Raw genomic sequence first — 25,327 nt, 5'->3', positions numbered from 1 at the left:
GAAATAACCAAGACAAGCCCTTTATTTTATTGGCAGATAAATCGTAACGGCCGTACCTACGCCCACTTCACTCGCTATGGCCACTCGCCCTCTATGTGCAGATACTATCTTTTTAACAATCATGATTCCCAGTCCATTACCATCACCTCTGGTCGTGTGAAAAGGCTGGCCTAATTTCTCCAGTACTTCCTGGTTCATACCCTCTCCGTTGTCTGTGAAGGTAATCTTCTGGAAGCCATTCTCCACATCTAGGGCAACTGTGATGCTTCCGCCAAAGGGCAAGGCTTCCATTGAGTTTCTTAGGATGTTTAGGAAGACCTGCTTGATATGATTGCGATCACACAAGATATTCGCATCAAAATGGAGTTGCGTGTTCAATGATATATTATTCATCTCCACTTGAATCGCAAAGATGCTGAGCACTTCCTGCAGAATCGTGCTACATTGTTCTACCCTATAATGCGCGGCCTGCGGTTTACCTAGTATGAGGAACTCACTCACAATGAGGTTCATTCTTTCTACTTCTGACATAATAAGATCATAATGTAGCAGTTGCGAATCTTTATTGGCCAGTTGAAGCATTCCTTTGACTGTAGTTAGCGGATTGCGAATCTCATGTGCAATACTCATGGCTAGTTGTCCAGCAACCACTAGCTTCTCTGTATTGCGCAGCACTTCTTCCGTTTTTTTCATCTCTGTGATATTACGAAGACTCCCAATCACACGAGCTAAACATGCATTCGAATCATAAACCGGAAGCACATCCAGCATATAATGTTCAAACAAACCGTTGCTCTCCTGAATCACTTCCAGCCCAGCACATGCCTCTTGCTGAAGAATGACATGCTGAAAATAAGAGCCCACATTTCGAATTTCGAAGACACTGGCACCGATAACAGATTCTTGATGTTCACCATCCAAATGAAGCATGTTTAAGCAGTTCTCATTTATATTGACGATCGTTCCGAGTTCATCCGTTATAATAACACCCAAATAATTGGTATCCAATAGGATTCGATTTAAAAGCTGAAGCTCAGCATTCCCTCTACGCAGCAAAATCTCGCGTTCGATGGAGTCAGCCATGGTACAGAGCAATGGCAATAAGTGGGGATGCGCCACATCTATATCCGCCATAAATGATATCGTCCCCAATATTTCAAGCCCATCCTCTTTATAAAAAGGAGCCGTGCAGCACACTAAACGATGAAGAATTTGATGATAATGGTCTTGTCCCTTCAACTGAAAAGGCCGATGGTGTTCGAGACACAATGCAATTGAATTTGTACCCACTTCTTTATTTAGTTGCACACCTTCTTTGATGCCAACCTGCCCTACGAGATCAATAATCGTCGGATCCCCTTTGAACGCCAATAGATAACCTTCATCATCCGATATGGTAACAAGGATCGGATTGCCTTTTACTGAAGAAAGAAACTTGTTTACGAAAAAATCAATAACCTCAATCACTTCACTATATACACGGAGTTGCGACCCCAGTTCATCTGCAGCATAACATTTTGGAAAAATAGGAGGCTGCTCAGGGTCTATTCCTTGATCAATGCAATGCTGATTGGAAGCCTTAATGATAGTCTCATCCGTCAGTACCCCTGTTGTCTTTTCCAAAGCCTTACCCCATTCTGTATGAATCTTCAATTTTGTAATACTAATATGTATTCTACTTCTTTCCCCCTAATCCTTTTGAACCCTAAAAAATCAAAATATCCCAATGCGAATAAATTTCTTGCAGCACAAAAAAAACTCCGCCCTTTTAAAGAGCGAAGTTGCGGATTCACATTATTTCTTCTTAATGTTTCGGATCATCCAGAAAAGGTTTGTTCACATAATAATACATAACCCCCATCAGAACTCCACCACCAATTAGATTTCCGATTGTAACGGGCACAAGATTATGTACCACACCGCCCCACGAAACCGTTCCGGGATGGTCAAGGACTAATGCAATTGCAAAGGTACACATATTGGCAATACTATGCTCATAACCAGAGATGAAAAAACAGAATACGAATAAGACCATTGCGAACATTTTGGCCCCATCGCCCTTTATATTCATCGGGATGAAAAAAGCCATACAAACGAGCCAGTTACAGAGGATAGCACGAAAAAAAAGCTGACCTGCCGGAGCCTCCATTTTATGCTCAACCACATATAGTAAAAAACCATTTACATCAGAACTGTAAAACAGGCCTGTTAAAAAAATCAACAGTGCAAATGCAGCAGCACCAAGAATGTTACCTATATAACTCATGATCCACATGCGTACAACCTCGGACCATTTCATTTTGCGTCTCAAAGCAGTGTACGTGTAGTAGAAAGTATCTCCGGTAAATAAGTCCCCTCCCCCGTATGAGATTAGGATGATCGCTGCTCCAAAAGTAATCGCAGCCATTGGATACGCAAATGGTGAATGCTCCATATAGAAGTAGTTGCCTGTCTTGAATGCTACAATTACGCCGAACCCGATAAACATACTGGCCAGCATGGCTCTGGCAATATAGCGCAATATACTTTGCCGATAGATCTTTTGTTTCTTAAGTGCTAATTGTTCAACCTGTAGCAGCGCCTCGTTCTCCATGTGACCTCCTTAGGAATTTGGGTTTTCCAGCTAGTTATGGGCTAATCGTGCAATCTTGCGTTATTATACCCAATAACCAGCTGGAAATTACTTGAACCAAATCATGGTAAAAATCCTAAGTGTCCTCATTCATTTTTGCAATCGCTTCTGCTCTTTCACTACTGGCTACGATGATAAGCACGAGTATCAAGCACCCTAAGATCATATGCCTATCCTCACTTCCTCCACATGTAGTCTTGTGACAACTTATGTGTGAAGATAGGGCTTTATGATTGAGTATTGGCGTTTAAAAAAGCCTGTTGAATGAATTCAACAGGCTTCTCAATCTATTCTCTGTATTTTTATTATTGTCAGAAACAATTTAGTTCAAGAAACTGCTCAGTTGACTCTCAGCCTCTCCTTGCTTCAGCGCCTGAGGCTTGTCCGCCTCATTTAGTCCTAAACGATTGCCCAGTTGAGTATTGATTGCTGTCATTTTAGACGTATAATCCTGGCAGCTCTCAATAATGCGACGGTTGGACTGTTCTGAAGTGTCTAATGCGCTAAGCAGATCACCGATCGCTTGATTCACAGCTTCCATAGACATAGAAGGCTTAGACAGCAACTCGGTGGTTTTCTCTGTAGTGGTACGCAGCAGACGTGCATTTTCTTTAAATTGATCTTCAATCGTCTTATTCGTCGCTTCTACAGCATTGATGACGTTCTCCTGATCCGCTAAAGACATCGCAATCATTGCCGACACCGTGATCAGATTAGAGGTCTTATCAATAGCGTTATTCACGGAATCAATCAGCTTGTCATTATTGTCATTAATAATATCTGTAGCAGCAATTGCTTGATTGTACAGCAGAATCATTTCTGTCATCGACTGAATTCGAACCATCACTTTACGCAAACCGCGCTCCAGATAAGCTTTACGGTACTCATTCTCAGGCTTCGCGATCTCTACCTCGAACAACTCTTTCAACTTAGTGCCGAAAGCAATTTTGGTCTGTAGGTTATAGATCTCTTCCATGGAAGTACGTTTCAGCTGACGCATATTTACAATGCTCTCTTCGAGGGTATCTCTACCATCGCGAAGCCCTGTAACAATGGCATCAATGTTCGTGCGGACCGACTGATATTTGTACACATAGTTCTTCATCGGACTCTTGCGTAGCATCTTGCCAAAGAAGCTCACATTCTTACTTTGCTGCAGATTCTCACACTCATTCCGCAGCTTCATAATCATATTAGGCACTTCAACGCGTTTACCAGACATCAGGTCATTCACCGGGCGATCCAGCAGCTTCAAGGTTTGTCCTGCTTTTTCCTGCGTCTTAACCCCAAGCTTACCGATATCATCCATCAAGGAATCCAGTGTAACAGTATCCGTTTGGGATACCTTCTCAATTAATTGTGCCGCTTCCTCGACTACCTTTTGTTCATCTTCTTTTTTTAATTGGATCAACTGCGTGGACATGGGATTCCCTCCTATAGTTCGGAACTGCTGTACCGCTGATGAATCAGTTCCGCCTTCGTCTGAAGTTCCATCAGGTCTTTATGTTCGATCGTGGACGCAATATCCGATATTTTGGAATCGACATCTCTTAGACCGTTCAGCAGCATTCTCCGATTCTTCGTCTTTGCTTCACCGCCTAGGCGTAAGAACGGGTTGATTACACCATTCAAATCCTTCAGAATCAATCTGCGGACCGTATGATTAATCTCGCCGTTATTCAGCTCCTGCAGCAGTGGAATTACACGTTGAAGCCTCGCGAAGAGCGCCAATGATTTCTCGACAATTTCATTGTCCAGCGTATCCTTCTGCCCTTCTGAGATAATCATATCTTCCAGAATGCTAAGATACTCCACAACCGGAGCGAACTCCGGTCCAATCTTCACCGCGCTCTCAGTCCTACCGTCATAGCTGTGATTACCTGATGTAGTATCATTTGTCGTGTTGCTTAATTGAGGAGCACTCGCAGCGGGTGCCTTAGCAATAGGTGTCGTCACAGGGCCTGCTGGCAACACCTCCGCTGGGAGATTGGTTCTTGGACTTCTCGTTACCAGAGCACCTATCCCCGCACCCGCTAAAGGCAACAGCAGAGAAATGAATTCGGGAAGAAAAGAACTCGTTAATACAGCAACAACGTAGCCGATACCGGCGTAAAGCAATACTTTCGATTTAAACTGAATTGTTCTCACCTCTTGTGAGCGACTTTATGAACGCTCAATTCGCGGCATCCGGAATGACAGATTGGCCGTTTATTTTCATAATCATCGGTTGCTCCAGATGGCTAGCCAATACATCACCTTCAAAATTCATAGGCTGAACCTCGCCACCGAGTGCGCTTTTGACGGCTAAATAAGGAAAATTAATCCCTGACAGACATGACATATGCAGTCCACCGGACATTCGTGGGTTAATTTCCAACAGCTTTGGAATATCTCCATTGTATTTCATTTGAATATTGAAATTGAAGGGGATCTTATAAACTTCTGCAACTCTAGCTGCAATCTCCTCCAGTTCAGGGATATGCTCCATCAATCGCAGACGACCGCCCACTTTTCGACGTGGCACAGCTACTAACAGCTTACCGTTCTCATCTGCCAGACAATCTATACTATACTCGTAACCCTCCAGTAATTCCATCACCATCAAATCAGGGAAGGTCTCTTTGCTTGCAAGAATACGATAGGCATCATCAAACGTAATCAATGGAGTTACATACCCAAAAAGCTCTTGAAGAGGATCGCGGGTATTGTCGATAATACGGAATCCTAACCCGCCTTCTGTTTCAGTAGGCTTAAAGCAAACACGATGTCCCTTGGCAACAAGGTCCTCGTAAGCCTCTTTAAACTGTTCCGCTGTACTAACCACATGATAATCTGGGATACTCATAATGCCTTGCTCACTAACATTCTCGTAAAATTTACCTTTGTCCATAATGGACTCCAGCAAATCAAGATCTCTACATACCAGAACCTTTGTACCAATCGCATCAAACATTGCCGCATGGAGAGCAATATCAAGCATATGCAACCGTGGAATAAAAACATCGATCTCATTACGCCGACAGAAATCAACGCAAAACTGAACATATTCTATTCCCTTCAGCGCCGGCTCGGTTTCAGCAAAGTCAGCACCTTGTAGCGACATATGGCGGATATCCGGGTGTGTCGCAAAGATTTGAACCGGTATACCATCCTCGTTATTGCGGAGGAGATTCATATAATGGTAAGCCACGGAAAACCAACGATTGAAATAAATATTTACCTTTTTCATAGTGGCCCCACTCCCAATGCAGTTAGATTATTATAGATCATATTTACATACTGCAAAATCTCATCTCCAGCAAATACACCTGATTCTTTCGTAAATGGATATCTTGATTTTACAAGACCACTCTGTTGCTCTGCAAATATTTCACCATGGCAAGGGGCAATAGCATAGTCTGCACTCTCAAGCAGACTCTTATCTAGCAGTGAGTCCCCGGAGGCCACCATTGGTTCAGAGCGAACGGTGCGCCGCAAATGGAGTATAGCATCGCTTTTGTTCACGGCAGCCGGCACAGCGTACAGCTTGCGGCCTTGTAAAGAAACTCTCCAGCCGAGATTATAGAGCCGATCTGATAAATTAGTGATTTCATCTAAAGGCAACTGATCCCGATAAACCATGAAGGAATAGAATAGATCATCACAATAATTCTCACTAATGATCCAATCCTCACGTACAACCGCTTTGATATATGATCTAACCTCTTCAGCCCCAGCAGAGTGACGAGCTACCAATCTACCGATTGATTCTCTCCATTCCTTATCGACAACTCCACCGATTAGGATATTTCCCCCATTGCTTGTAACCGCATAGTCAGGTATGACCGTTTCTTGAAACAGATTAATGCGCTTATATTGTTGTATCGTACGCGTAGTAACCGGGATGAAAATAATCCGCGTGTTCAGATCCATCAGCTGATTTAATGCTTGCTGCGAAATATAGGATCTCGTCTTTCCCTCTATTATTTCCGCCGGAATTAAACCTGGAGTATTCTCCGGCACACCTATGGCACCTAAAGAATAGATCAAAGTACGATCTAGATCACTAGCATATATCATTCTGTCTCCCCCTTCAGCGGTTTAATTATTCCGCAGCAGGAGTACGTCATCCCAGGAAAGATCTCAACAGGAACGCCCCGGTCCTTCGCTAAGAGAAGAATATGCTTTAGATTCGGATTATCCATAGTATCGACAAGAATTTTCCAAGGTACTCTGCGCAGTAATACGCGGGTTGTTTCGCCGACTCCCGGCTTTATCAGATTAATGTTATCTATACCGAAAGTCTCCTGAATACTCTGAATATCACGAAGACCCTGCCAAGTGATTTCTGGCGGATGCTCCAGCATCTGTCCAGCAATATTCTTCGCTTCTGCTACTACGGATGGAAAATACGGGCAAATCGTATCAATAAATACATTGGACTCGTCCGCATCCAGCCACTCCTTATAAAACTTTGAACCATGAAATTCCTCAGGACCAATGAGATCAGCGTGTAACACCGTTCGGCTCATCAGCCCTGAAACGGTAGAGTTTAAGCAGGCGCTAGGAATGAGATAGTCTTCTCTAGTCCCAAACATGCCTGCGCAGTTTCCCGGGTCAGCCAATACGGCAAGATCATCATTTAAACGAATACCATACTTCTCATAGAGGGTGTTGCAAGAATCAATCAGCACCCCACGGATAGCCCCTTTTCCTGTCCACCCATCCACAAACTGCAAATCAGCATCAAGTCCATGCTTCTGCAGAATGTAGAGTATCGCATTCTCATCTATACCTTTTCCTCGAATAATAGAAATACTATAATGCGGCAAGTCTACCTTGTATCTCTCAGCTATATAACGCTTAATCAGTATACCAATGGGTGTTCCTGCTCTAGCTAAAGAGACAAGCACCGTACTTAGTCCTCTTCTTGAGACAATCATCTCAGAAACAATGGCAACAGCTAAAGCTACCTTCTTGGCCGATTGCTGCAGCGTCTCATGAAACAAGTCGATATACTGCTCGGTAGGCTGATATTCAACAGGCAACATCTCAGAATAATGGACACCCGATTGAATAGCTTCCTCCCTTTCCTCTGTCGCCAGCTCAAGCGAAACGTCACTAAGATCCTTGAGCAGAAACGTAACATCTGACGGTGGATAGCTACCTAGCGGAACCGGTTCTGCTATTTTTTTGTCCATGACTTTATGATTACTTGTTCCCTTCATACTGGAGGCCTCCACTTCTTCCTTCAGGAGTCAGTACAATAAGATGCACTTTATGGCGGGCAAGTGTCTTCAGTATATCAAGCATGGGTTTCATTCGTTCATGCGGTACATCACGCTCAATCAGCACGAATATATCATCATACTGATCAGAATCCACATTATAAATAAAGTTTGTAATTTCCGGATCGCTAGCTGAAGGATATGCGGCAGCACTATGCACTCCGTAATCTGGTCGACGTTCAGGGTGGATTGGACTGCGAGTAGAGGACTGATATGAAATGCCTTCCCCCATCTCAGCCGCTATCCGCATAGGAAGGTACATAAATTCCCCTACACCCATCACTAGAGTCTTAGAATCTCCCCCTCGTAGTTCTCTTAGCTGTGCGGCTATCCGGGTTACTCCTACATCAAGATCATCATTATTCAGCGACTCCAGTCCGAAACGTCCACTGTATTTCACATAAGGAGACAAGTTGGTGTCACCATATGAATCTACGGATGTTGCCTGCAGACGTTCTAAACCGTCCACTACATAAGTGGTCACTACTTCGGATTCCACTGAAGACGGTAACAAATCTTTGTCATTCCTAGCATTTAGCAAAGGCGTGCCTTTTACTTCAATACTTCCTTGAAGCAAACACAAGGACTTAATCCGAATCCCCAGTTCCTGTTCTAATTCGCTATAGGTATGAAGATTGTTACCGCTCCTCCAATCCAAAATAGAAACGACTACGTATTCCTCCCGAGGGAATTTGGACTGAATATCACGGATCGTATTAATTGCTGTATTCCCTGTTGTAATCTCATCATCCACCAAAATAATCGGCTCAGTCCCTGATAATAGCTTAGTATTCAAGGCGTAACATAGATGGTCAACCGCATGTGAATGCTCTTCTTCAAAGCTAACAATGGACTCCAAATCGATGATATGTTCACGGGTAGTATGAATATATGATGCTGCATCGGCAAACATGTTGTACACACTGTGACCCAGCGCAGTTGCAGTCTCAGCAAAACCAATAAAGACAACAGACCTAGGAAGAACTAATCTTGCCGCTAATAAATGCTCATAGGCTTCCTTGGCAGACTCAGGGTGCATCAGTCCGTGTACAGCTTTATCTAATAAATCTTCCATCCTATCATTATCCGCAGAATTACCGTTCATCTCCTGATATAACAGCAGCGCTAATGCAGCACCACTTAGCAGAGAGGTGTACGGATTAACAGGGATATGTTTACCAAGTACCTTGCTGACGAACAAAAAGGAGCGTTTCTTATTAATCCGGGCTGCCATGGAGAATAAAGTATCCACAGGCAAATGAAAGGGATTAGATGTTTCGGTAACCGTAACCTGCAGGTTCTCGACTATGTTATACGTGTGTAAATTCGTTTTCGGGTAATAATCCGACAAAATGCTGTTGTTCATGTAACACCCCGTATATTTGTGATCGTAGTAAAATCCGTTTTGCCCAGTTCAAATGCGGCTTAATCTCGTTCATCTTATTAGAATATTGACTCTTGAAGACTCCTAGGCTGCCATCGTTACTCTCTACGATACTGCAGGCGTCAACATATTCCTCGTGCATTACCGTGTACATGGCCTGAACAGGTCTGAGGTGTGAGGGATGTATAATCGTCTTGCCCAAGATCCCATTTTCTTTATCTAAAATCACTTCACGAATAAGCCCATCCATGCTGCTAGAAATGTAACTATTTCGCATGTCGCGGCCGTTTTTACCATAGGTGTCCTCAAACGGAGTCTGCCGTAGCTGTGGTCTGAGCACCCGGTGCCCTTTATTCGCAAAATATTCCCAGACTGGTCCGGAAATTACATACCCTTCTTCCACTCTGCCAAAAATATTAATAATATCCGATATGCAGTCTCGAATAGGGGTAAGATCATAAATGCTAATATCAGGACTACGGCGCAGTCCGAATAAACTTGAGAAATCTGTTGCTCCAATTCTAACGTTCAACACATATTCGCGGTAGTTGCCTAGCAAATTACGAATAGATAAAAGACTATCTACCCGGCTCTCCCGGTAAATAATAGGCGCACTTTCCAGGATTGGCATGCCATAAAGCACTGGATCTGAGTAACTGCGCGTTCTATTGTAATCGGCTATCGCCTCGAAATATTGGATTCCGTTGTCGACCGAAAACTTAGGGAAAACAAACCCTGTTAACATCGTAACCAAAGATCCTAACCGAAAAATCAGCTGCCGCAGCTGCTCCGGGTTACGAACTCGGATGAAGAGAAGCGGAAGACTATCACTCCCGCTTGGCTCGTTCTCCTCATATGCGGCAAGAAAAATAAGATGCTGAATGAGAGACTCCTCTGCATGGTCAACCTCGTTATCTCCGATCGCATCCTCCAGATCAATAATAACGGTTACAAGTCCTGCACTTTTAAGCTTCAAAATGTCTTCGGGAACACTAGCACGAGTTGCTGGCATATAAAGGGCAGCTCCAACAGCATGAGCCAGCAAATCTTTACTCGTAGTATTATGGTTAAATGAAATCGGCGGATTATAAAATAAGGCTATTTCTTGTTCTTTCGTCAGGTAATCGAAGTATCTCAAGATGGTTCCCCCTTATAGTTTTGCGAAGCCAAGCAAAACAAGCGCAGGCCTCTCCTATAGAGAGTGGCAGAACCAGCTATACCCTATCCGGTTCTCTCATATATAAGTGAAGGCCTACGCTATAAACATATACGATTACCTGAAAGCAGCAGTGTTCAACTAGCTTTGAAATCAAGCATTTCTATGGGCTTCTTTTTTCTTACGCAGTACGCTGTAAAGGATCGTACCACCGAATACAAGAATAATGATTGAAAAGAATAATACATGTGGCATTTCGTACCCAAAAGCGCCCGCGAGCATTTTACCAGCAATAATGGCAATAAGCGCAAAAGCGGCACGCTCGAGTTCCGGAATTTTATCAATAAGCTTCAAGAATAATTGCGCTACTCCCCGCATCATCAGAACGCCTATGATTCCGCCCATAAAGAGCACCCAAACCTGGTTACTAACACCAAATGCAGCAATAACACTATCAATACTAAAAGCAATATCCATTAATTCAACAAGGAGAACCGTCTTCCAAAAAGAGAACCCCTTGTTCTCGATCTTCTCATCGCCACCGCCCTTAAATAACCCGCCATAAGCGATATAAAAGAGATAGGCTGCACCAAGAACCTTAACCAACATGAATTTAATAAGAAATGTCCCTAGACCGATAGCCAAAAATCTGAATACATAAGCTCCTATAATACCGTAAAAGAGCGCCTTCTTCTGTTGTTCTTTAGGTAAATGCTTAACCATGACGGCGAGAACAAGCGCATTATCTGCAGAGAGCAGCCCTTCTAGTAGCACTAAGCTACCAATAATGCCCCAGCTAACCGGGTCTGAGAGCGTACCTACCACATCGCTCCATGAGAAAAAATGACCGTAGTTCTCACTAATATTCCTGAAAAAATCAGCGAACCAATCCATTACACTTGCGCCTCCGAAAAAATCGTCTATTTACTGCCAGCAACCCAGCGCAGTCCCCAACCATATGCCTCATCAATCTCCCGATGACCACTGTAATATTGGACCAGCCGTTCAACACTGAATGTCTCGTTATTCACATTCCGAAATAACGCGATGGCACACATGCCTTTGCGGTTGTTATGCTCGTCCAAATTGACAATAATATCGGGGCCACCACTCTGGGTAATCGTGACAACACCGTCAGCTTCTGACCAATTGGTAACACCCTTATAAATAAAAGAAAAAATTAGAATCCGTTCAATATCAGCAATTTTGCTGCCATTAATCCGCAGATTCTCACCGGTTGTTACAGAGCCTGTCCGGTCATCTCCATCAAGCAAGACATAAGGAGGTTGGTTCAATGAGCCAAAAGCATTGCCCAGCGCCTGAACTACTCCCTTACTACCATTCTTCAACTCATATAGACAAGCAAGATCTAAATCCACACCATTTTTACGATTAAATAGCCCTCCACCCTGCTTCTGATTCCAGTTGAGGTTAATTAGCAATTCGCCCAAACCACCAGCTGATTTCTTCAGGTTGATCGAATCACCTTTTTTCTTCAGTTCGATCTTCTTCAGGTTGAGATTGACCGGAGGGGGTGTTACAGGTGAAGGCGCAGCTGCAGGAGGAGGTGGAATCTGAATCTTAGGCTCCGCTACCGGCGCTGATTGACGTTTAAGCTCTGGCTGCGGCGGAGCAGCAGGCTTAGGCACTGGTATTGGTGTCGGTGTCGGTGCCGGTTCATCGTTCGCTTCTATCCCAAAGTTCCTACACAGTTCCTGTAGACCACCAGCAAAACCCGCGGCTATGGCGCTGAATTTCCATTCACCGTTATATCTATATAATTCTCCTACCACAACAGCCGTTTCCACGGAGAAATGATTTTCAAGATCACATCGGAGAAGCTCCGCACCTGTTACTTGATTCAGAATCCGAAAATAGGCCTGATTTACCTGCCTAAAGCTTTGACCCCGCTTCTCGCCATCATAAATGGTAAGTGTAAACGCGAGTTTCATCACATCAGAAGGAACTTTGTTTAGTTCCACGTCAAATTGCTTGAGGCTGTTTGATGTAGGCATTTCCTTATATCTGATATAAGGTGTAGACGGATTATTATAAAATATCAAATCCTCATCTTTGCTTACTTTACCTTGCGCTCCAAGCAGAAAAGCAGAAGTATCAATCTCAAGTGAAGATGGCGATTGCCAGCCAATCTCTACGATAAGAGAATCAAGTCCAGGATTCCCTTTAGTTAAATCAACCTTTTGTCCTTTGACAACTGTAATACCCATTCTTACACCACCTTTATAAATGGAGCAATCATAACGCCTTCGGTGTCCTTATAAGGACGGCAAGCGTTTAAGCGAGAAATATAATTCATATAGTATCGTGTGAAACTTTTGCTTTCTTGTATTTTCAAATAACCCCACAAAGTGGAGTTTATACTTCGAGACCCATTCCATTTCCTTTGTGAGGCAATCCATAAAGAATTAAAAAAAGGGCAGGATCGGTGATGACCCCGCCCGGAAGATGCTATTGCGCGTCCAGCCCATAATTTTTACACAATGCGCTAAGGCCGCCGCCAAAACCACTACCGATTGCCTGGAATTTCCAATCCGCACCATTGCGGTAGAATTCGCAGAATACAACTGCCGTCTCTGTTGAGAAATCTTCACCCAGGTCGAAACGGAGTACTTCGCGATCTGTGGAAGCATCAACCACACGTACGAAAGCATTGGAGACTTGTCCAAAGTTCTGTGCACGAGTTTCGTAATCATAAATCGTTACGGTTATACCGATACGCTGAATATGGGTAGGGACTTTGCTGAAATCAACGATAATTTGCTCGTCATCTCCGTCGCCTTCTCCCGTACGGTTATCTCCCGTGTAGACTACAGAGCCTGCGCCACCATTTGGGTTGTTATAGAATACAAAATCATCTGCACCTTTAGCTTTGCCGTCTTCATGAAGCAGAAACGCTGAAGCATCGAGGTCAAAATCTTGACCTCCACTATACTTATTAGTGTCCCAGCCCAATCCAACTACTACCTTTGTCAGACCTGGATTAGTCTTGGTAAGATCAATCCGCTGTCCTTTGGAAAGACTGATCGTCACTGACATAACCTTCTTTCGTGAGTGGATTCAATTCACTGTGTACTACAAGATTTATACTACAAGATTTATACTTCAAGATTTATTGCAAGCCGTAATCGCGAGTCAAACCGCTCAAGCCGTCTTTGTAGCCGCTACCGATTGCATTGAACTTCCACTCTGCACCATGACGGTACAATTCACCGACAACAACGCCAGTTTCAATAGAGAAGTCTTCACCCAAATCAAAACGGATTAGTTCTTCATTGTTCAAATCATTTACGATACGTACATAAGAACGAGAAACTTGACCGAAGTTTTGGCTTCTTGTTTCAGCTTCATAAATTGTAATAGTAAAAGCTACCTTTTCTACATCCGCTGGGATACTCAGAAGATCCACTTGAATCTGCTCATCATCACCATCGCCGTCACCCGTACGGTTATCACCTGTATGAACAACAGAAGCGTTCTCGTTCTGTTTATTATTGAAGTAAATGAAGTTGGTTTCTTTTTCAACTTTGCTGTTCGCATTAGTCAAGAATACGGAAACGTCCAAGTCGAAATCTTTACCGCCGTCATATTTATTAGTGTCCCAACCAAGACCTACTGTGATTTTGGATAGACCTGGATTTGTTTTTGTTAAATCGATCTTTTGACCTTTGGATAGATTAATTGCCATGATAACATTCCTCTTTTCTTTTATTTGGATTATACGTAGCGTTCTGCCAGTTGATTGATATGTGCCGCGTGACTACCCTCACCAATTGCGGCGAACTTCCACTCTCCACCTTGACGGTAAAGTTCCCCACAAATAAGCGCCGTATAGCCATTGTAATTATCAGATAGGTTGAAACGGATTAGCTCATTGTTGCCTACAGCGTTTATCACACGGATATAAGCTGACTTAATCAATCCGAAATCCTGTTTACGGTTCGTGGCATCATAAATATTCACAACTACCAGAACCTTGTGTACATCGGAAGGAATGGCATTCAGGTTAACCATGATTTGCTCATCGTCTCCGTCACCATCACCCGTGAGATTGTCTCCGGAGTGAATGACAGAGTTACAAGGACTTTGCTTGTTATGGAAGCACACCAGGTTACCCTTCTTAACTAGCTTACCATTCTCGTTCAGCATCAGTGCTGAAGCGTCACAGTCCACGTTGGCCTGTTTCTTCACACCGAAGAATCCTCGAGCTGGCTCAGCCGGATCCCAACCTAAACCTACAATTACGTTAGATAAGCCTGCATTACCTTTTGTGAGATCAATCTTCTGACCTTTTACCAGATTAATTCCAGCCAACTTTACGTACCTCCATTCCCTAAAAAGAATCACCATCTATTAGTCTAGCTTTTGGATGTTATATGAGTGATACGCTAAAGAACTAAATACGTTTCATCCGAACTCATGTATATGGTATTACATCATTTATAAACTGAATTCACCAGGGTTTAATCCCAAGACACCGCAAATATGCCGCACAACTGCTTTTTCATTGTCATCAAAATCACCATCAGCTGATCCAATAGCTGAGCACACACCCACAATTACACGTCCCACATCTGGTTTACCGGTAAACTTACCGATTGCTTTCAGTGCTTCCTGCTTACCGATTTCTGGTGAGAACTCAAAGTTACTTACATAAAAGTTGAACTGGGTAATTACATCTCTCATGTCAAACACCTTAAGCTCATTACTCATATTCATGTAACCAGCCATTTTATTCTTTTCAGCTTCTTCTATTTTACCGTCGGCAGCAGCAACCAAGGCGCAGCCCGCAACTACCGCATTCATGAAATCTTTATTTTTGAATTTCTTTACTTGTTCTGTTAGTCCGTTTTTGGTTGTGTTCAACCAGTTTTTAAATGTGCTCATCGTTTTCTCCTTCTATCACTGCAAGATTATGATAACAAAAGATATCCCAGAGCCTCCTCTCCACGTATCCGACAGAATTTTCATAGTAGATCCCTGAATCACGGTTTACTCTTCTAATATACCTGATAAAATATCAATATTCTACTTTTCCAGACTTTTACAGCACTTTTGATAGAAAAGATTGTGTCCGATCTTGCACAGGATTTCCGAACAATTGCTCCTCTGTTCAAAGAACCCCCGTATTTCTCGTTGAAACACCAAAAAAGGCACTGCCAGAGATTCTATCCTCTCTAGCAATGCCTTTAGCACATTTAACTGTGAATTCTTTTAAAGAATGATGTCCCCATCATAAGAACCAATCATTTTGTACAGCTCCGGCCGGCGATCACGGAAGACGCCCCACTCGATCCGTCCGACTTCCAAAGCATCCAGATCAAATTCGCTCACTATTACAGCTTGCTCGTCTCGGCCTGCTTCAACAATTTTATTGCCTTGCGGTCCCGCAATGAACGAAGAGCCGTAGAAATTAATGCTAGAATCTTCATCAATCTCTTCACCAATACGGTTGGAGGCAACGACTGGAATAAGGTTAGCCGCTGCATGCCCAAGCATACAAGTCTGCCAATGATCCTTAGAGTCGATCGATCCATCCTGTGGTTCTGATCCGATAGCGGTTGGATAGAACAGAATTTCTGCTCCCATCAGGCTCATCACTCTAGCCGCTTCCGGGTACCACTGATCCCAGCAAATCCCTACACCAATCTTGGCATAGCGAGTGTTCCATACTTTAAAGCCAGTATCTCCCGGATTGAAGTAGAATTTCTCTTCATACCCTGGGCCATCTGGAATATGGCTCTTGCGGTATTTGCCCAGTATCGTTCCATCGGCATCGATTACAGCTAGTGAGTTGTAACGTGCGTAGTTCTTTTTCTCATAAAAACTGATTGGCAGCACCACTTGCAGTTCCTTGGCTATTGCTGTGAAATGATTAATCGCTTTGTTATGCTCAAGCTCTGTTGCATATGCGTAATAATCAGCTTTCTCTTTCTGGCAGAAATACGGAGTCTCGAACAGCTCCTGCAGCAAAATAATTTGTGCTCCCTGTGCCGCCGCTTCTCTGACCAATGTTTCGGCTTTACTGATATTCTCATCAATATTGCTGGAACAGCTCATTTGCGTCGCAGCTACTTTTACATTTCTCAAGAATCTGTCCTCCTTATATATAAATGTCCCTTTGGACGTTTAGTTTCCTTCAATTATTGCTGAGCAGGCATTTGCTGCGTAGTGCAGTGAACGTTCCCGCCCTCGGTGATGACCGCCATACCGTTAACTGTACGAATCTTACGTTCCGGGAACAAACCAGCCAGTACTTCCTCGGCAAGTTTATCTGTTTCCACCGCTGTACCGCCAAACACAGGTAAAATAATTCCACCATTTACGAAATAGAAGTTCAAATAACTGAGCGTCAGACGGCTGCCGTCATGATCCACCCGTGGTGGTTGCTGAATCTTGATGATCTCCAGCTTACGCCCTTTGGCATCTATGGCATTCTCCAAAATACGAAGATTCTCCTGTGTAATCTCAAAATTCTCGTCCTGCGGATCCTCACAGACCTGAATAATGACTTTACCTGGAGCAGCGAAGCAAGCGATATTATCCACATGACCATCGGTTTCATCACCACTTAGACCACGCTTAAGCCAGATAATAGTTTCTGTACCTGTATAATTGCGCACGTACTCTTCAATATTCTCGCGCTTCAAATCCGGGTTGCGGTTCGTATTGAGCAGACATTCTTCTGTAGTAATCAAGGTGCCTTCTCCATCCGTATGGATCGAGCCGCCTTCCATCACAAGCGGCGCATCAAAGCGTGTCACTTGTGTGTGTTCGAGAATCTGTGGAGCTACCTCATCATCCAGATCCCAAGGTGAATATTTACCGCCCCAGGCATTAAACTTCCAGTTCACACCTGCTAGAACGCCGTCTTTATTAACAACAAAGGTAGGCCCGTTATCACGCAACCAAGCATCGCTATGCTTTATAGGTAGTAGCGTTACATTCGGTCCGCTGACCAGACGTTCTACCTTTTCCACGTCCTCCGGGTTAACGATGACCGTAATCGGTTCAAACTCGGCAATAGCTGTAATAATGTCAGCATAACCTTGGCATACCGACTCGTGGTTGTCCGGGAAACACATAGATTCCTGCACCGGCCAGGAGATAAAAGTACGTTCATGCTTGCCCCATTCCGGTGGCATTGTATAGTTCAAATCTTTAGGATTCATGTGTTAACTACCTTTACTATTATATTTGGAGCCAGCCCTGCCCTAAAACTCCTACCTCATCATACAATAATATGTTCTAGTGCTCAATTCCCTAGAACACTAATAATGTTGGAAGGAATTCGGGTCACATGTGATCTGACTGAGCTTATAGTGTAATCCTTTTTACCACATCGCCCTCAAAATCCTTAACGATGAATTCTCCACCCTCAAGGATACCATAGGAATTCGGGTTATTCTCTTTAGGCAGCGATATCGAACCGGGATTCAGCACGTATACGCCCTCTTTTACATCCGCAACCGGAAGATGGGTATGCCCCTGAATAAAGATATCCTTCTCAGATAGTGCCGGTAAATTCTCAATACTAAAGCCATGACCGTGTGTAACATAGATTCGTCTGCCTTCATGCAGGAGCATCACATAATCGCCCATCATCGGAAACTGCAGCAGCATCTGGTCTACCTCAGCATCGCAGTTACCACGTACTGCCGTTATAGGCTTCTTTTTGTTATATTCATTCAGTTTATTAGCAACTCCCTGCGGGTCATAACCCTTCGGCAGTGGATTTCTGGGACCGTGATATAAAAAGTCTCCTACGATTACAAGACTGTCTGGCTGTTCTTCCTCTACCTTTTCCAAAGCCCGTTCTAACCAGAATAAAGAACCGTGAATATCGGAAATAAACATTAGCTTCATCATGTATTCTCCTTTTCGACTTAAATAGATCTTGTGCTTAGGTTTCAATTTTAACCTTGAATAGGCAAACAACGCAAAAGCGGACGTTCCTCCAAAAGGAACGCCCTGCCCTATATGCCTCTATTCTCACGGCAAATTCGATGATCCCATCAAGAATCGGTCCACTTCGCGGGCGGTCTGACGCCCCTCATCAATGGCCCAAACTACAAGGCTTTGTCCGCGGCGCATATCACCTGCTGTGAATACCGCCTCTACATTGGTCGCTTGTGCTCCGAACTCTGCCTTGGCATTTCCCCGCTCATCACGTTCCACCCCAAGCTCACCTAGCACAGACTCTTCGGGCCCTGTGAATCCTAATGCGAGTAGTACCAGCTGTGCCTTTAGAACTTCTTCACTGCCTGGTACTTCAACCGGAACTATCCGTCCCTGTTCATTGCGAGTCCACTCAATGCGCACAGTATGCAGCTCCTGCACATGTCCACCATCGTCACCAACAAAACGTTTCGTCGAAACAAGATAACGACGTGGATCTTCCTTATACAGTGAAGCCGCTTCTTTTTGGCCATAGTCCACCTTAAGAACCTTTGGCCATTCTGGCCACGGATTGCTAGGCTGACGGGTCAGCGGAGCCTGTGGCATAATCTCAAGCTGGATTACACTACGACAGCCGTGGCGGATCGACGTAGCTACACAGTCTGTGCCAGTATCCCCGCCACCGACTACAACTACATCCTTATCTGCCGCAGACAAGTATTCACCATCAGCAAGCTCTGAGTCCAGTAAGCTCTTAGTATTCAGTGTCAGAAACTCCATCGCCTGATGAATGCCCCGCAGCTCACGACCCTCTATAGGAAGCTCTCGTGCCTGCGTAGACCCGCCACACAAGACAACAGCATCGTGCTCCGCCTTGAGTTGTGACGCCGAGATATTTCTCCCAATCTCTGTACGAGTTACGAATGTAATGCCTTCAGCCGTCAGCAGGTCTACTCGGCGCTGAACCGTCTTCTTATCCAGCTTCATGTTCGGAATACCATACGTCAACAAACCACCAATCCGATCTGCCCGTTCATACACGGTCACCGAATGCCCTGCCTTGTTAAGCTGAGCTGCACAGGCAAGACCTGCTGGACCCGAGCCCACTACAGCTACCTTTTTACCTGTGCGAGTAAGCGGGGGCTCAGGAACAATCCAACCTTCTTCAAAACCTCTATCTACAATCGACTTTTCAATCGACTTTATCGTTACGGGCTTGCCGTTCATCCCTACTGTACAAGAACCTTCACAAGGTGCCGGACACACACGTCCAGTAAATTCAGGGAAGTTATTGGTCTTATGCAGACGTTTCAGTGCAACCTCCCAGTTCCCACGATAAACCATATCATTCCATTCAGGAATCAAGTTGTGTAGAGGGCAGCCGGAAGCCATACCAGACAACAGACGTCCTACATGACAAAATGGCGTACCACAGTCCATACAACGCGCGCCTTGCTCGCGCAGATTCTCTTCATCCATAGGAATCGAGAATTCATCCCAATTCTTAATCCGCTCAAGCGCCTCACACTCCGAAGGCGTCTGCCGTTCAAATTCCAAAAATCCGGTTGCTTTCCCCATCTCTCTCATCCTCTCTAAATATCCCCACAGATATATACTTCCTAAACCGTTAAAAAAGAAAAGTACGCGCTATGTTTGTCTGCTGCCAAGCCTATGCCACTCTAAAGCGCCAAAGTAAATGCCTTCATATTAACATCCAATATCATCATCGAAAATGAGTAATGTCACCTTTTTATGTAAAATGAAACAATCAAATTAAGAAAATGGAAAACAAAAAAAGCACACAGTGTACTGTACCTGATTAAAGTACGTTACTCCGCATGCTTTTAAATAATGATCTTGTAAAAGACTATTTATTTCGCCGTCAGGACTACTGTCCCAATCCCATTTACAGTCAGCTTATTTCCAGTCAGCTCCTGCGTAAGATCAGCCCCGAAGATGGTCTTCCATGCTCCAAGCTGCGGCAGAACCACAGTGGTCTGTTCAGCATTCGCATTAAAAAGAACATAAATATGCTTCGCTGCATCTCCTCCAGCATGGCCACGTAGCGTGTAAGCTACTGCACTTGCCGGTGCTTTTTCAAAAACCAAATGGTTCCGAATGTCCGCTGCTGTTCGCATACGGAAGGCCGGGTGAGCTTTACGCAGTTCGATTAACTGTTTCATATACGCCACATCTTCCTGATGCGCGGCGCACAATTCCCAGTCCATACGATTGATCTCGACCGAAGATTTATAGCTGTTCTCCACCCCGTCCTTCGTACGCATAAACTCCTGTCCTGCATGGATAAAAGGAATCCCCTGACTCATGAACACTATCGCAGAAGCTAGTCTGTGCATGGAACGGCGCTGAGTAACCGTCTCACCCTCGGTGGACAATACGATTTTATCCCATAAGGTATGATTATCATGACACTCCACATAATTAACGTTTTGCTGAGGCTCCTCGGCAAATTGCTTAATTCCTGGGCTGAAGTCAATCCCTCCCGCAATCCCCGCCTTGATCGCAGGCTCCAGACCCATCATTCCACTGATGAAGCCCGGCTGATCGTACAAAAAGATATTTCCTTTAATAGCATCCCTGAAATCATCATTAAAATGTCCGATTCCCGGCATAAGGGAGGCATTCTTCTGATGAGCGAGCCGTTCCATCGGTAGCTCAGTCCCCATCATCCAGCCTTCACCGATAGTCATGATAGACGGATCTATTCCATCCAGACGCCGCCGGGTTTCCCGCATCGTATCGACATCCATCAAGCCCATCAAATCAAAGCGGAAGCCGTCGATATGGTATTCTTTAGCCCAATAGACCACGGACTCCACAATGAAGCGGGACATCATCAAGCGTTCTGTAGCCACGTCATTCCCACAGCCCGAGCCATTCGACAGGCTTCCGTCTTGTTTATAACGCAAATAATAGCCAGGAACCAGTTTAGTGAAATTCACGCGATATCCGTCGTACACATGGTTGTAAACAACATCCATAATGACGCGGAGTCCACGATCATGAAGCGCTTGAATCATTGTTTTTAGTTCTTGAATACGTAGTCCGGGCACATAAGGATCCGTAGCATAGGAGCCTTCAGGAGCATTGTAGTTCTTTGGATCATAACCCCAGTTAAAATGAGGCTCATCCAGCTTCGTCTCATCTACACTCTCTGTAGAATAATCATAAATAGGCAATAGCTGCACGTGGGTTACACCGAGATCTGCGATATGATCGAGTCCGGTGAGAATGCCCTCTGGTCCGCGGGTTCCTTCTTCCGCCAAAGCGAGATATTGACCCTTATGAGCCATACCGCTGGCTGGATGAATGGATAAGTCACGCAAATGAAGCTCATAAATAATAGCGTCTACAGGATCCTCAAACGACGGCTTATCTTCCGTCCACCGCTCAGGGTCCGTCTTGCGCAAATCTAGAATAGCACCTCTGTCCCCATTCACGCCGACAGCACGCGCGTAAGGATCTGCTGCTTCATTCCACTGTTCACCTAGATGTACTCGGTAGGTATAGAACTTGCCATCTAGATCACCGTCAACCGTAGCTCTCCACGTTCCCCGAATATCGCGAATCATAGCATATTTAGACCCCGCAGCTCCCTGCCATGAATCATAAATTACTAGCTCTGCCTCCTGAGCCGTAGGGGCCCACAAGCAAAATGATGAACAGGCCGATGAATATGTAAGTCCGAGATCATCCCCGTCATAACTAAACAACTGATCAAACTCCTGAGCGAATACGGAAATCCCTCTAGTAGTCGCAGGATCACCATAATAAATCGGTTCCTTCATTTCCTTTTGTACGGACAAAGCACCTATCCCCTTTTCCAGTTATTAACTGGATTATAGTATGATCCTCGAATTTGTGCAAACGTTTGGACTCAAAATAACCAGATCATTTTTCCAGGGTAATTGCATAGCTAAATCACGATTAACTAGGCGTTTCTATGATATTCATTCCCACCATTGTAATGATGTCTTTATTTGCATAATATGGGATGCGGCGTTCTTTACAAAGAGCAATCCTTCCATCCTTATACCTCACACCATTATCCTGAACGATGAGGATTGGAAGATCCCCGTTATCAGGTACTTCATATCCTATTCCTAATACCCAATGGTAATCGTAAGCAAAATTCCCTCTCCACCGAAAATTAAACCATTTATCAAATTTAACAGCTACTGGCCGACCTGCATCAATCTCCACTTTATACACATCAAAATCGTTAAAAGTAGAGACAGAAAGCTTATGTCCCCCTTTTGGCGAGATTGAAGAGTGGATATAAGCTGTGATTCCCTTTACAAAACTACGTGTACTCATCCCCAAAGGGGTACCTCCGTGATGACTGTATATGTAATTAATATGAGCTGCTTTAGAGTGAAAATGACCTTTGCCACGAATAAAGTCCATTCCTAGCTGGGTATTCCAATACTCGGTTAAAGCTGCCAGCGTAGCTGGTCCACATGCAGAAGACGGGGATGAAACCCCAGCCTCCCACTGTGTGTATGGATCTACCGATAGTTTGTTACTAAGACTGGAGTTTCTATGTCTCATCAGGATGGTTCTCCCTTTGAAGAGTTCGGCTTAGAAGCTGAAAGGGCAGGGCCTTCCGGAAGTAAAATCACATTTTCACCAACATCCATAGATCCCTCTGAATTAGATCGTGATTCCATTTCCTGTGCAGGCTTCTGCTCTGCCTGAGCAATATCTTCCTCTTCGCCCTCATATTTGTTTTCAGGATTAATCTGTAGTGTGAAATAGAAATTAGAGCCGTTTCCTTCGCTACTCTCCACCGCAATGGCTCCGCCCATCAGCTCGACAAGCTTCTTGCAAATGGCTAGTCCTAACCCCGTCCCGGCATACTTACGATTAAACGAGGAGTGCAGCTGGTAGAATGATTGAAACAGCTGATGCTGCTTTTCTAAAGGAATACCTATCCCCGTGTCTCTGACATTAAACTTCAAAGTAGATTTCTTTGAAACCACGGACAATTTTTGCTCCACATAAATACAGACTTTACCTCGGTCAGTAAATTTAATCGCATTGCTGACCAGATTAACCAATACCTGACGTAATCGTCCTGCATCTCCCATAATGAACGTAGGAACTCCTGGTGCCATGCTGTAAGACAGCTCAAGATTTTTTTCCAAAGCCTTAGCCATAAACAGATCCGTTACACTGTCCAGTACCTCTCGAAGATGTACGGGCTCATGTACGATCATCATTTTTCCGGCCTCAATTTTACTGTAATCGAGAATTTCATTCAGAATATATAGAAGAGAGCTACTGCTCTCCTTAATAATATTTGTGTACTCACGTTGTTCTTCATCTAGTTCCGTCTCGGCAAGCAGATCAGTCATCCCTACAATGCCGTTCATAGGCGTGCGTATTTCATGGCTCATAATGGCTAGAAACTCTGATTTAGCCTGGTCCGCTTTTTCCGCAGATTCCTTCGCCCGAATGATCTCCTTCTCATCTGTAATATCCCTGAACACGACTACAACACCCTTAGGTTCACCTTTATCAAAAAGAGGGGTTACTTGGTACTCCGCAAGAAAACTTGTACCATCTTTACGCCATAAAACTGCATCCTTGCTCTGGTAAGATCCCCCTGACCTAATGGCTTTGATAAGTGGCGACTCCTCTGGCCGATAATGGATCCCGTCAAGCGCTGTCTGCTGAATATGATCTAGATAGGTATGACCCATGATCTCATCATGTTCATAGCCGAGCATATGCAAACCTGCAGGGTTGATGAAGGTCACCTTCTCCTCCATATCGAGTCCAAAAATACCCTCAGATACTGCATTTAATATAAGAGTGTACTCATTGCTTAGCTTCTCAATTTGTTCTGTATATCTTATACGTTCCGTAATGTCACGGGAAATACCATATACACCAACCACTTGATCGTCTACAATGATCGGAATATTAGTGGTATTAATCTCTACAAGATGGCCTTCTTTATGAATAAGCGTCAGATCATAGCTTTGGGGATAGCCCTTAGCAGCTAAGTTAAAATGATACAGCGTCTTCTCCATATCCTTCTCATGCACAACGGGACCAAAGTACATTCCGATCAGTTCTTCCAGCGAATACCCGGTCAGCTTCTCCAGATTCGCATTGGCTGTTAAATAATCGCCTTGCAAATTCATTGAGTACACAGCAGAGGGATTATATTCAAATAAGGATTTATAGCGCTGTTCATTCTCCTGAAGCTTGAATTCGAACTGTTTGCGCTCTTCAACTGCATGACGCGAGATTAAATCCAGCGAATTCTCGGAAATCAATCTATAATTACGTTCACTTTGATAAATCTGTTCCTCTAGATCTCGTTGATCTGCCATTTGTTGGTCTGCAATCTTTCGGTCTGTAATATCTTCGGCGTACACAATAATACACGAAGGGGCTTGTCCTGCTGTTCCAAATCCTGAGAATGTCAGGGAAAGCCATACCGGTTGATCCCCTTTGTGAAAGCATTCTTCCTTCTTCCAGCTCCCTGCTGGAGAATTCTGAAGCTCGTCCATCACCAATCTATAGGAAAGCTCTTTCGAAGACGTCTGTCTATTTTCCATTTCTGCAAAAATAGCCCCAGCAAGAAACTCAGCTTCCGTAAAGCCAAGTAAATTGCAAAAAGCCGGATTGACCTTCAGCCAGTTGCCCTTACCATCGTTTAAAGACAGTACGGCTATTCCCTCTGGGGACCACATAAATGCATGTTCCAACATTGTGCTATATTCTACCGCGTTATCCATCTACGCCAGACCTCCTTTGTTGCGAACGTTGCATCCTTTATTCCATCCTAAGTTCAGTATACGATAAGAGAAGTGAGTATAGAAATGCCCTCCGTATCATTTTGAATTGTGAATAGCTTAATTTTAAATATTGACTGGATGGCCTGGGGCAAACTATTATTAAACATAATAATATCGTTCGTGACCTATTACGCTGGA

At 44.2% G+C, this 25,327-nt stretch carries 22 protein-coding genes; all 22 read right to left on the bottom strand.

The features are described 5' to 3' along the window. Positions 1 to 21: 21 nt before the first annotated feature. Complete coding sequence (locus H70737_RS01765; RefSeq protein WP_042193162.1) at positions 22 to 1,623, bottom strand: ATP-binding protein; 1,602 nt, start codon at positions 1,621 to 1,623, stop codon at positions 22 to 24. 181 nt (positions 1,624 to 1,804) lie between these two features. Then, positions 1,805 to 2,593, bottom strand: coding sequence for a formate/nitrite transporter family protein (locus H70737_RS01760; RefSeq protein ID WP_042184273.1), 789 nt, complete (start codon positions 2,591 to 2,593; stop codon positions 1,805 to 1,807). 361 nt (positions 2,594 to 2,954) lie between these two features. Further along, entirely contained in the window at positions 2,955 to 4,055 is a 1,101-nt protein-coding gene (locus tag H70737_RS01755) for a toxic anion resistance protein (RefSeq protein WP_042184271.1), read from the bottom strand. Between the two features lie 11 nt (positions 4,056 to 4,066). Then, positions 4,067 to 4,771, bottom strand: a complete 705-nt coding sequence (locus H70737_RS01750) for a hypothetical protein (protein WP_042193161.1) — start codon at positions 4,769 to 4,771, stop codon at positions 4,067 to 4,069. Between the two features lie 34 nt (positions 4,772 to 4,805). Further along, on the bottom strand, positions 4,806 to 5,861 hold the full coding sequence (locus tag H70737_RS01745; protein WP_042184269.1) for an ATP-grasp domain-containing protein: 1,056 nt from the start codon (positions 5,859 to 5,861) through the stop codon (positions 4,806 to 4,808). Next, a complete protein-coding gene (locus tag H70737_RS01740) occupies positions 5,858 to 6,691 on the bottom strand; it encodes an HAD family hydrolase (RefSeq protein ID WP_042184268.1) in 834 nt (277 codons plus the stop codon). The genes H70737_RS01745 and H70737_RS01740 overlap by 4 nt, the downstream gene beginning before the upstream one ends. Next, positions 6,688 to 7,839 (bottom strand): cysteine protease StiP family protein, encoded by a 1,152-nt coding sequence (locus H70737_RS01735; RefSeq protein WP_042184266.1) that lies wholly within the window; start codon positions 7,837 to 7,839, stop codon positions 6,688 to 6,690. Before H70737_RS01735 ends, H70737_RS01740 begins: the two co-directional genes overlap by 4 nt. Then, positions 7,823 to 9,265 (bottom strand): phosphoribosyltransferase family protein, encoded by a 1,443-nt coding sequence (locus tag H70737_RS01730; protein ID WP_081951008.1) that lies wholly within the window; start codon positions 9,263 to 9,265, stop codon positions 7,823 to 7,825. Before H70737_RS01730 ends, H70737_RS01735 begins: the two co-directional genes overlap by 17 nt. After that, a complete protein-coding gene (locus H70737_RS01725; RefSeq protein WP_231573371.1) occupies positions 9,210 to 10,421 on the bottom strand; it encodes an HpcH/HpaI aldolase/citrate lyase family protein in 1,212 nt (403 codons plus the stop codon). Before H70737_RS01725 ends, H70737_RS01730 begins: the two co-directional genes overlap by 56 nt. Before the next feature lie 171 nt (positions 10,422 to 10,592). Next, a complete protein-coding gene (locus H70737_RS01720; protein WP_042123539.1) occupies positions 10,593 to 11,333 on the bottom strand; it encodes a TerC family protein in 741 nt (246 codons plus the stop codon). 26 nt (positions 11,334 to 11,359) lie between these two features. Next, on the bottom strand, positions 11,360 to 12,667 hold the full coding sequence (locus tag H70737_RS01715) for a TerD family protein (RefSeq protein WP_042184264.1): 1,308 nt from the start codon (positions 12,665 to 12,667) through the stop codon (positions 11,360 to 11,362). A 241-nt stretch (positions 12,668 to 12,908) separates the two neighbouring features. Further along, a complete protein-coding gene (locus tag H70737_RS01710) occupies positions 12,909 to 13,490 on the bottom strand; it encodes a TerD family protein (RefSeq protein WP_042184263.1) in 582 nt (193 codons plus the stop codon). A gap of 79 nt (positions 13,491 to 13,569) precedes the next feature. Further along, positions 13,570 to 14,145 carry a TerD family protein gene (locus H70737_RS01705; RefSeq protein ID WP_042184261.1) on the bottom strand — a complete coding sequence of 192 codons (576 nt, stop codon included), beginning with the start codon at positions 14,143 to 14,145 and terminating at the stop codon, positions 13,570 to 13,572. A 29-nt stretch (positions 14,146 to 14,174) separates the two neighbouring features. Then, positions 14,175 to 14,771, bottom strand: coding sequence for a TerD family protein (locus H70737_RS01700; protein ID WP_042184259.1), 597 nt, complete (start codon positions 14,769 to 14,771; stop codon positions 14,175 to 14,177). 126 nt (positions 14,772 to 14,897) lie between these two features. Continuing rightward, a complete protein-coding gene (locus tag H70737_RS01695) occupies positions 14,898 to 15,344 on the bottom strand; it encodes a tellurite resistance TerB family protein (protein ID WP_042184258.1) in 447 nt (148 codons plus the stop codon). 327 nt (positions 15,345 to 15,671) lie between these two features. Then, positions 15,672 to 16,547, bottom strand: coding sequence for an N-carbamoylputrescine amidase (aguB, locus tag H70737_RS01690; protein ID WP_042184256.1), 876 nt, complete (start codon positions 16,545 to 16,547; stop codon positions 15,672 to 15,674). Between the two features lie 53 nt (positions 16,548 to 16,600). Continuing rightward, positions 16,601 to 17,629 carry an agmatine deiminase family protein gene (locus H70737_RS01685; RefSeq protein ID WP_042184254.1) on the bottom strand — a complete coding sequence of 343 codons (1,029 nt, stop codon included), beginning with the start codon at positions 17,627 to 17,629 and terminating at the stop codon, positions 16,601 to 16,603. A gap of 145 nt (positions 17,630 to 17,774) precedes the next feature. Then, on the bottom strand, positions 17,775 to 18,323 hold the full coding sequence (gene yfcE, locus H70737_RS01680) for a phosphodiesterase (protein WP_042184252.1): 549 nt from the start codon (positions 18,321 to 18,323) through the stop codon (positions 17,775 to 17,777). A gap of 126 nt (positions 18,324 to 18,449) precedes the next feature. Then, complete coding sequence (locus H70737_RS01675) at positions 18,450 to 19,934, bottom strand: glutamate synthase subunit beta (protein WP_042184250.1); 1,485 nt, start codon at positions 19,932 to 19,934, stop codon at positions 18,450 to 18,452. A 293-nt stretch (positions 19,935 to 20,227) separates the two neighbouring features. Beyond that, positions 20,228 to 22,183: a type I pullulanase gene (pulA, locus tag H70737_RS01670; protein WP_042184248.1), complete on the bottom strand. Its 1,956-nt coding sequence runs from the start codon at positions 22,181 to 22,183 to the stop codon at positions 20,228 to 20,230. Positions 22,184 to 22,304: 121 nt separating this feature from the next. Further along, positions 22,305 to 22,928, bottom strand: coding sequence for a C39 family peptidase (locus tag H70737_RS01665; protein ID WP_052404122.1), 624 nt, complete (start codon positions 22,926 to 22,928; stop codon positions 22,305 to 22,307). Next, a complete protein-coding gene (locus H70737_RS01660) occupies positions 22,928 to 25,129 on the bottom strand; it encodes a PAS domain-containing hybrid sensor histidine kinase/response regulator (RefSeq protein WP_052404121.1) in 2,202 nt (733 codons plus the stop codon). The genes H70737_RS01665 and H70737_RS01660 overlap by 1 nt, the downstream gene beginning before the upstream one ends. Between the last annotated feature and the right edge of the window lie 198 nt (positions 25,130 to 25,327).

The sequence above is a fragment of the Paenibacillus sp. FSL H7-0737 genome (genome assembly GCF_000758545.1).
In the GTDB taxonomy this organism is placed as follows: Bacteria; Bacillota; Bacilli; order Paenibacillales; family Paenibacillaceae; genus Paenibacillus_AQ.
This window is presented reverse-complemented; position numbering and strand designations above follow the sequence as displayed.

What these genes read in the sequence shown, in the direction of transcription:
- H70737_RS01760 (WP_042184273.1), bottom strand. Translation starts at nt 2,593, where the DNA reads ATGGAGAACGAGGCGCTGCTACAGGTTGAACAATTAGCACTTAAGAAA.
- H70737_RS01755 (WP_042184271.1), bottom strand. Translation starts at nt 4,055, where the DNA reads ATGTCCACGCAGTTGATCCAATTAAAAAAAGAAGATGAACAAAAGGTA.
- H70737_RS01745 (WP_042184269.1), bottom strand. Translation starts at nt 5,861, where the DNA reads ATGAAAAAGGTAAATATTTATTTCAATCGTTGGTTTTCCGTGGCTTAC.
- H70737_RS01740 (WP_042184268.1), bottom strand. Translation starts at nt 6,691, where the DNA reads ATGATATATGCTAGTGATCTAGATCGTACTTTGATCTATTCTTTAGGT.
- H70737_RS01735 (WP_042184266.1), bottom strand. Translation starts at nt 7,839, where the DNA reads ATGAAGGGAACAAGTAATCATAAAGTCATGGACAAAAAAATAGCAGAA.
- H70737_RS01730 (WP_081951008.1), bottom strand. Translation starts at nt 9,265, where the DNA reads ATGAACAACAGCATTTTGTCGGATTATTACCCGAAAACGAATTTACAC.
- H70737_RS01720 (WP_042123539.1), bottom strand. Translation starts at nt 11,333, where the DNA reads ATGGATTGGTTCGCTGATTTTTTCAGGAATATTAGTGAGAACTACGGT.
- H70737_RS01715 (WP_042184264.1), bottom strand. Translation starts at nt 12,667, where the DNA reads ATGGGTATTACAGTTGTCAAAGGACAAAAGGTTGATTTAACTAAAGGG.
- H70737_RS01705 (WP_042184261.1), bottom strand. Translation starts at nt 14,145, where the DNA reads ATGGCAATTAATCTATCCAAAGGTCAAAAGATCGATTTAACAAAAACA.
- H70737_RS01695 (WP_042184258.1), bottom strand. Translation starts at nt 15,344, where the DNA reads ATGAGCACATTTAAAAACTGGTTGAACACAACCAAAAACGGACTAACA.
- H70737_RS01685 (WP_042184254.1), bottom strand. Translation starts at nt 17,629, where the DNA reads ATGAATCCTAAAGATTTGAACTATACAATGCCACCGGAATGGGGCAAG.
- yfcE (WP_042184252.1), bottom strand. Translation starts at nt 18,323, where the DNA reads ATGAAGCTAATGTTTATTTCCGATATTCACGGTTCTTTATTCTGGTTA.
- H70737_RS01675 (WP_042184250.1), bottom strand. Translation starts at nt 19,934, where the DNA reads ATGGGGAAAGCAACCGGATTTTTGGAATTTGAACGGCAGACGCCTTCG.
- H70737_RS01665 (WP_052404122.1), bottom strand. Translation starts at nt 22,928, where the DNA reads ATGAGACATAGAAACTCCAGTCTTAGTAACAAACTATCGGTAGATCCA.
- H70737_RS01660 (WP_052404121.1), bottom strand. Translation starts at nt 25,129, where the DNA reads ATGGATAACGCGGTAGAATATAGCACAATGTTGGAACATGCATTTATG.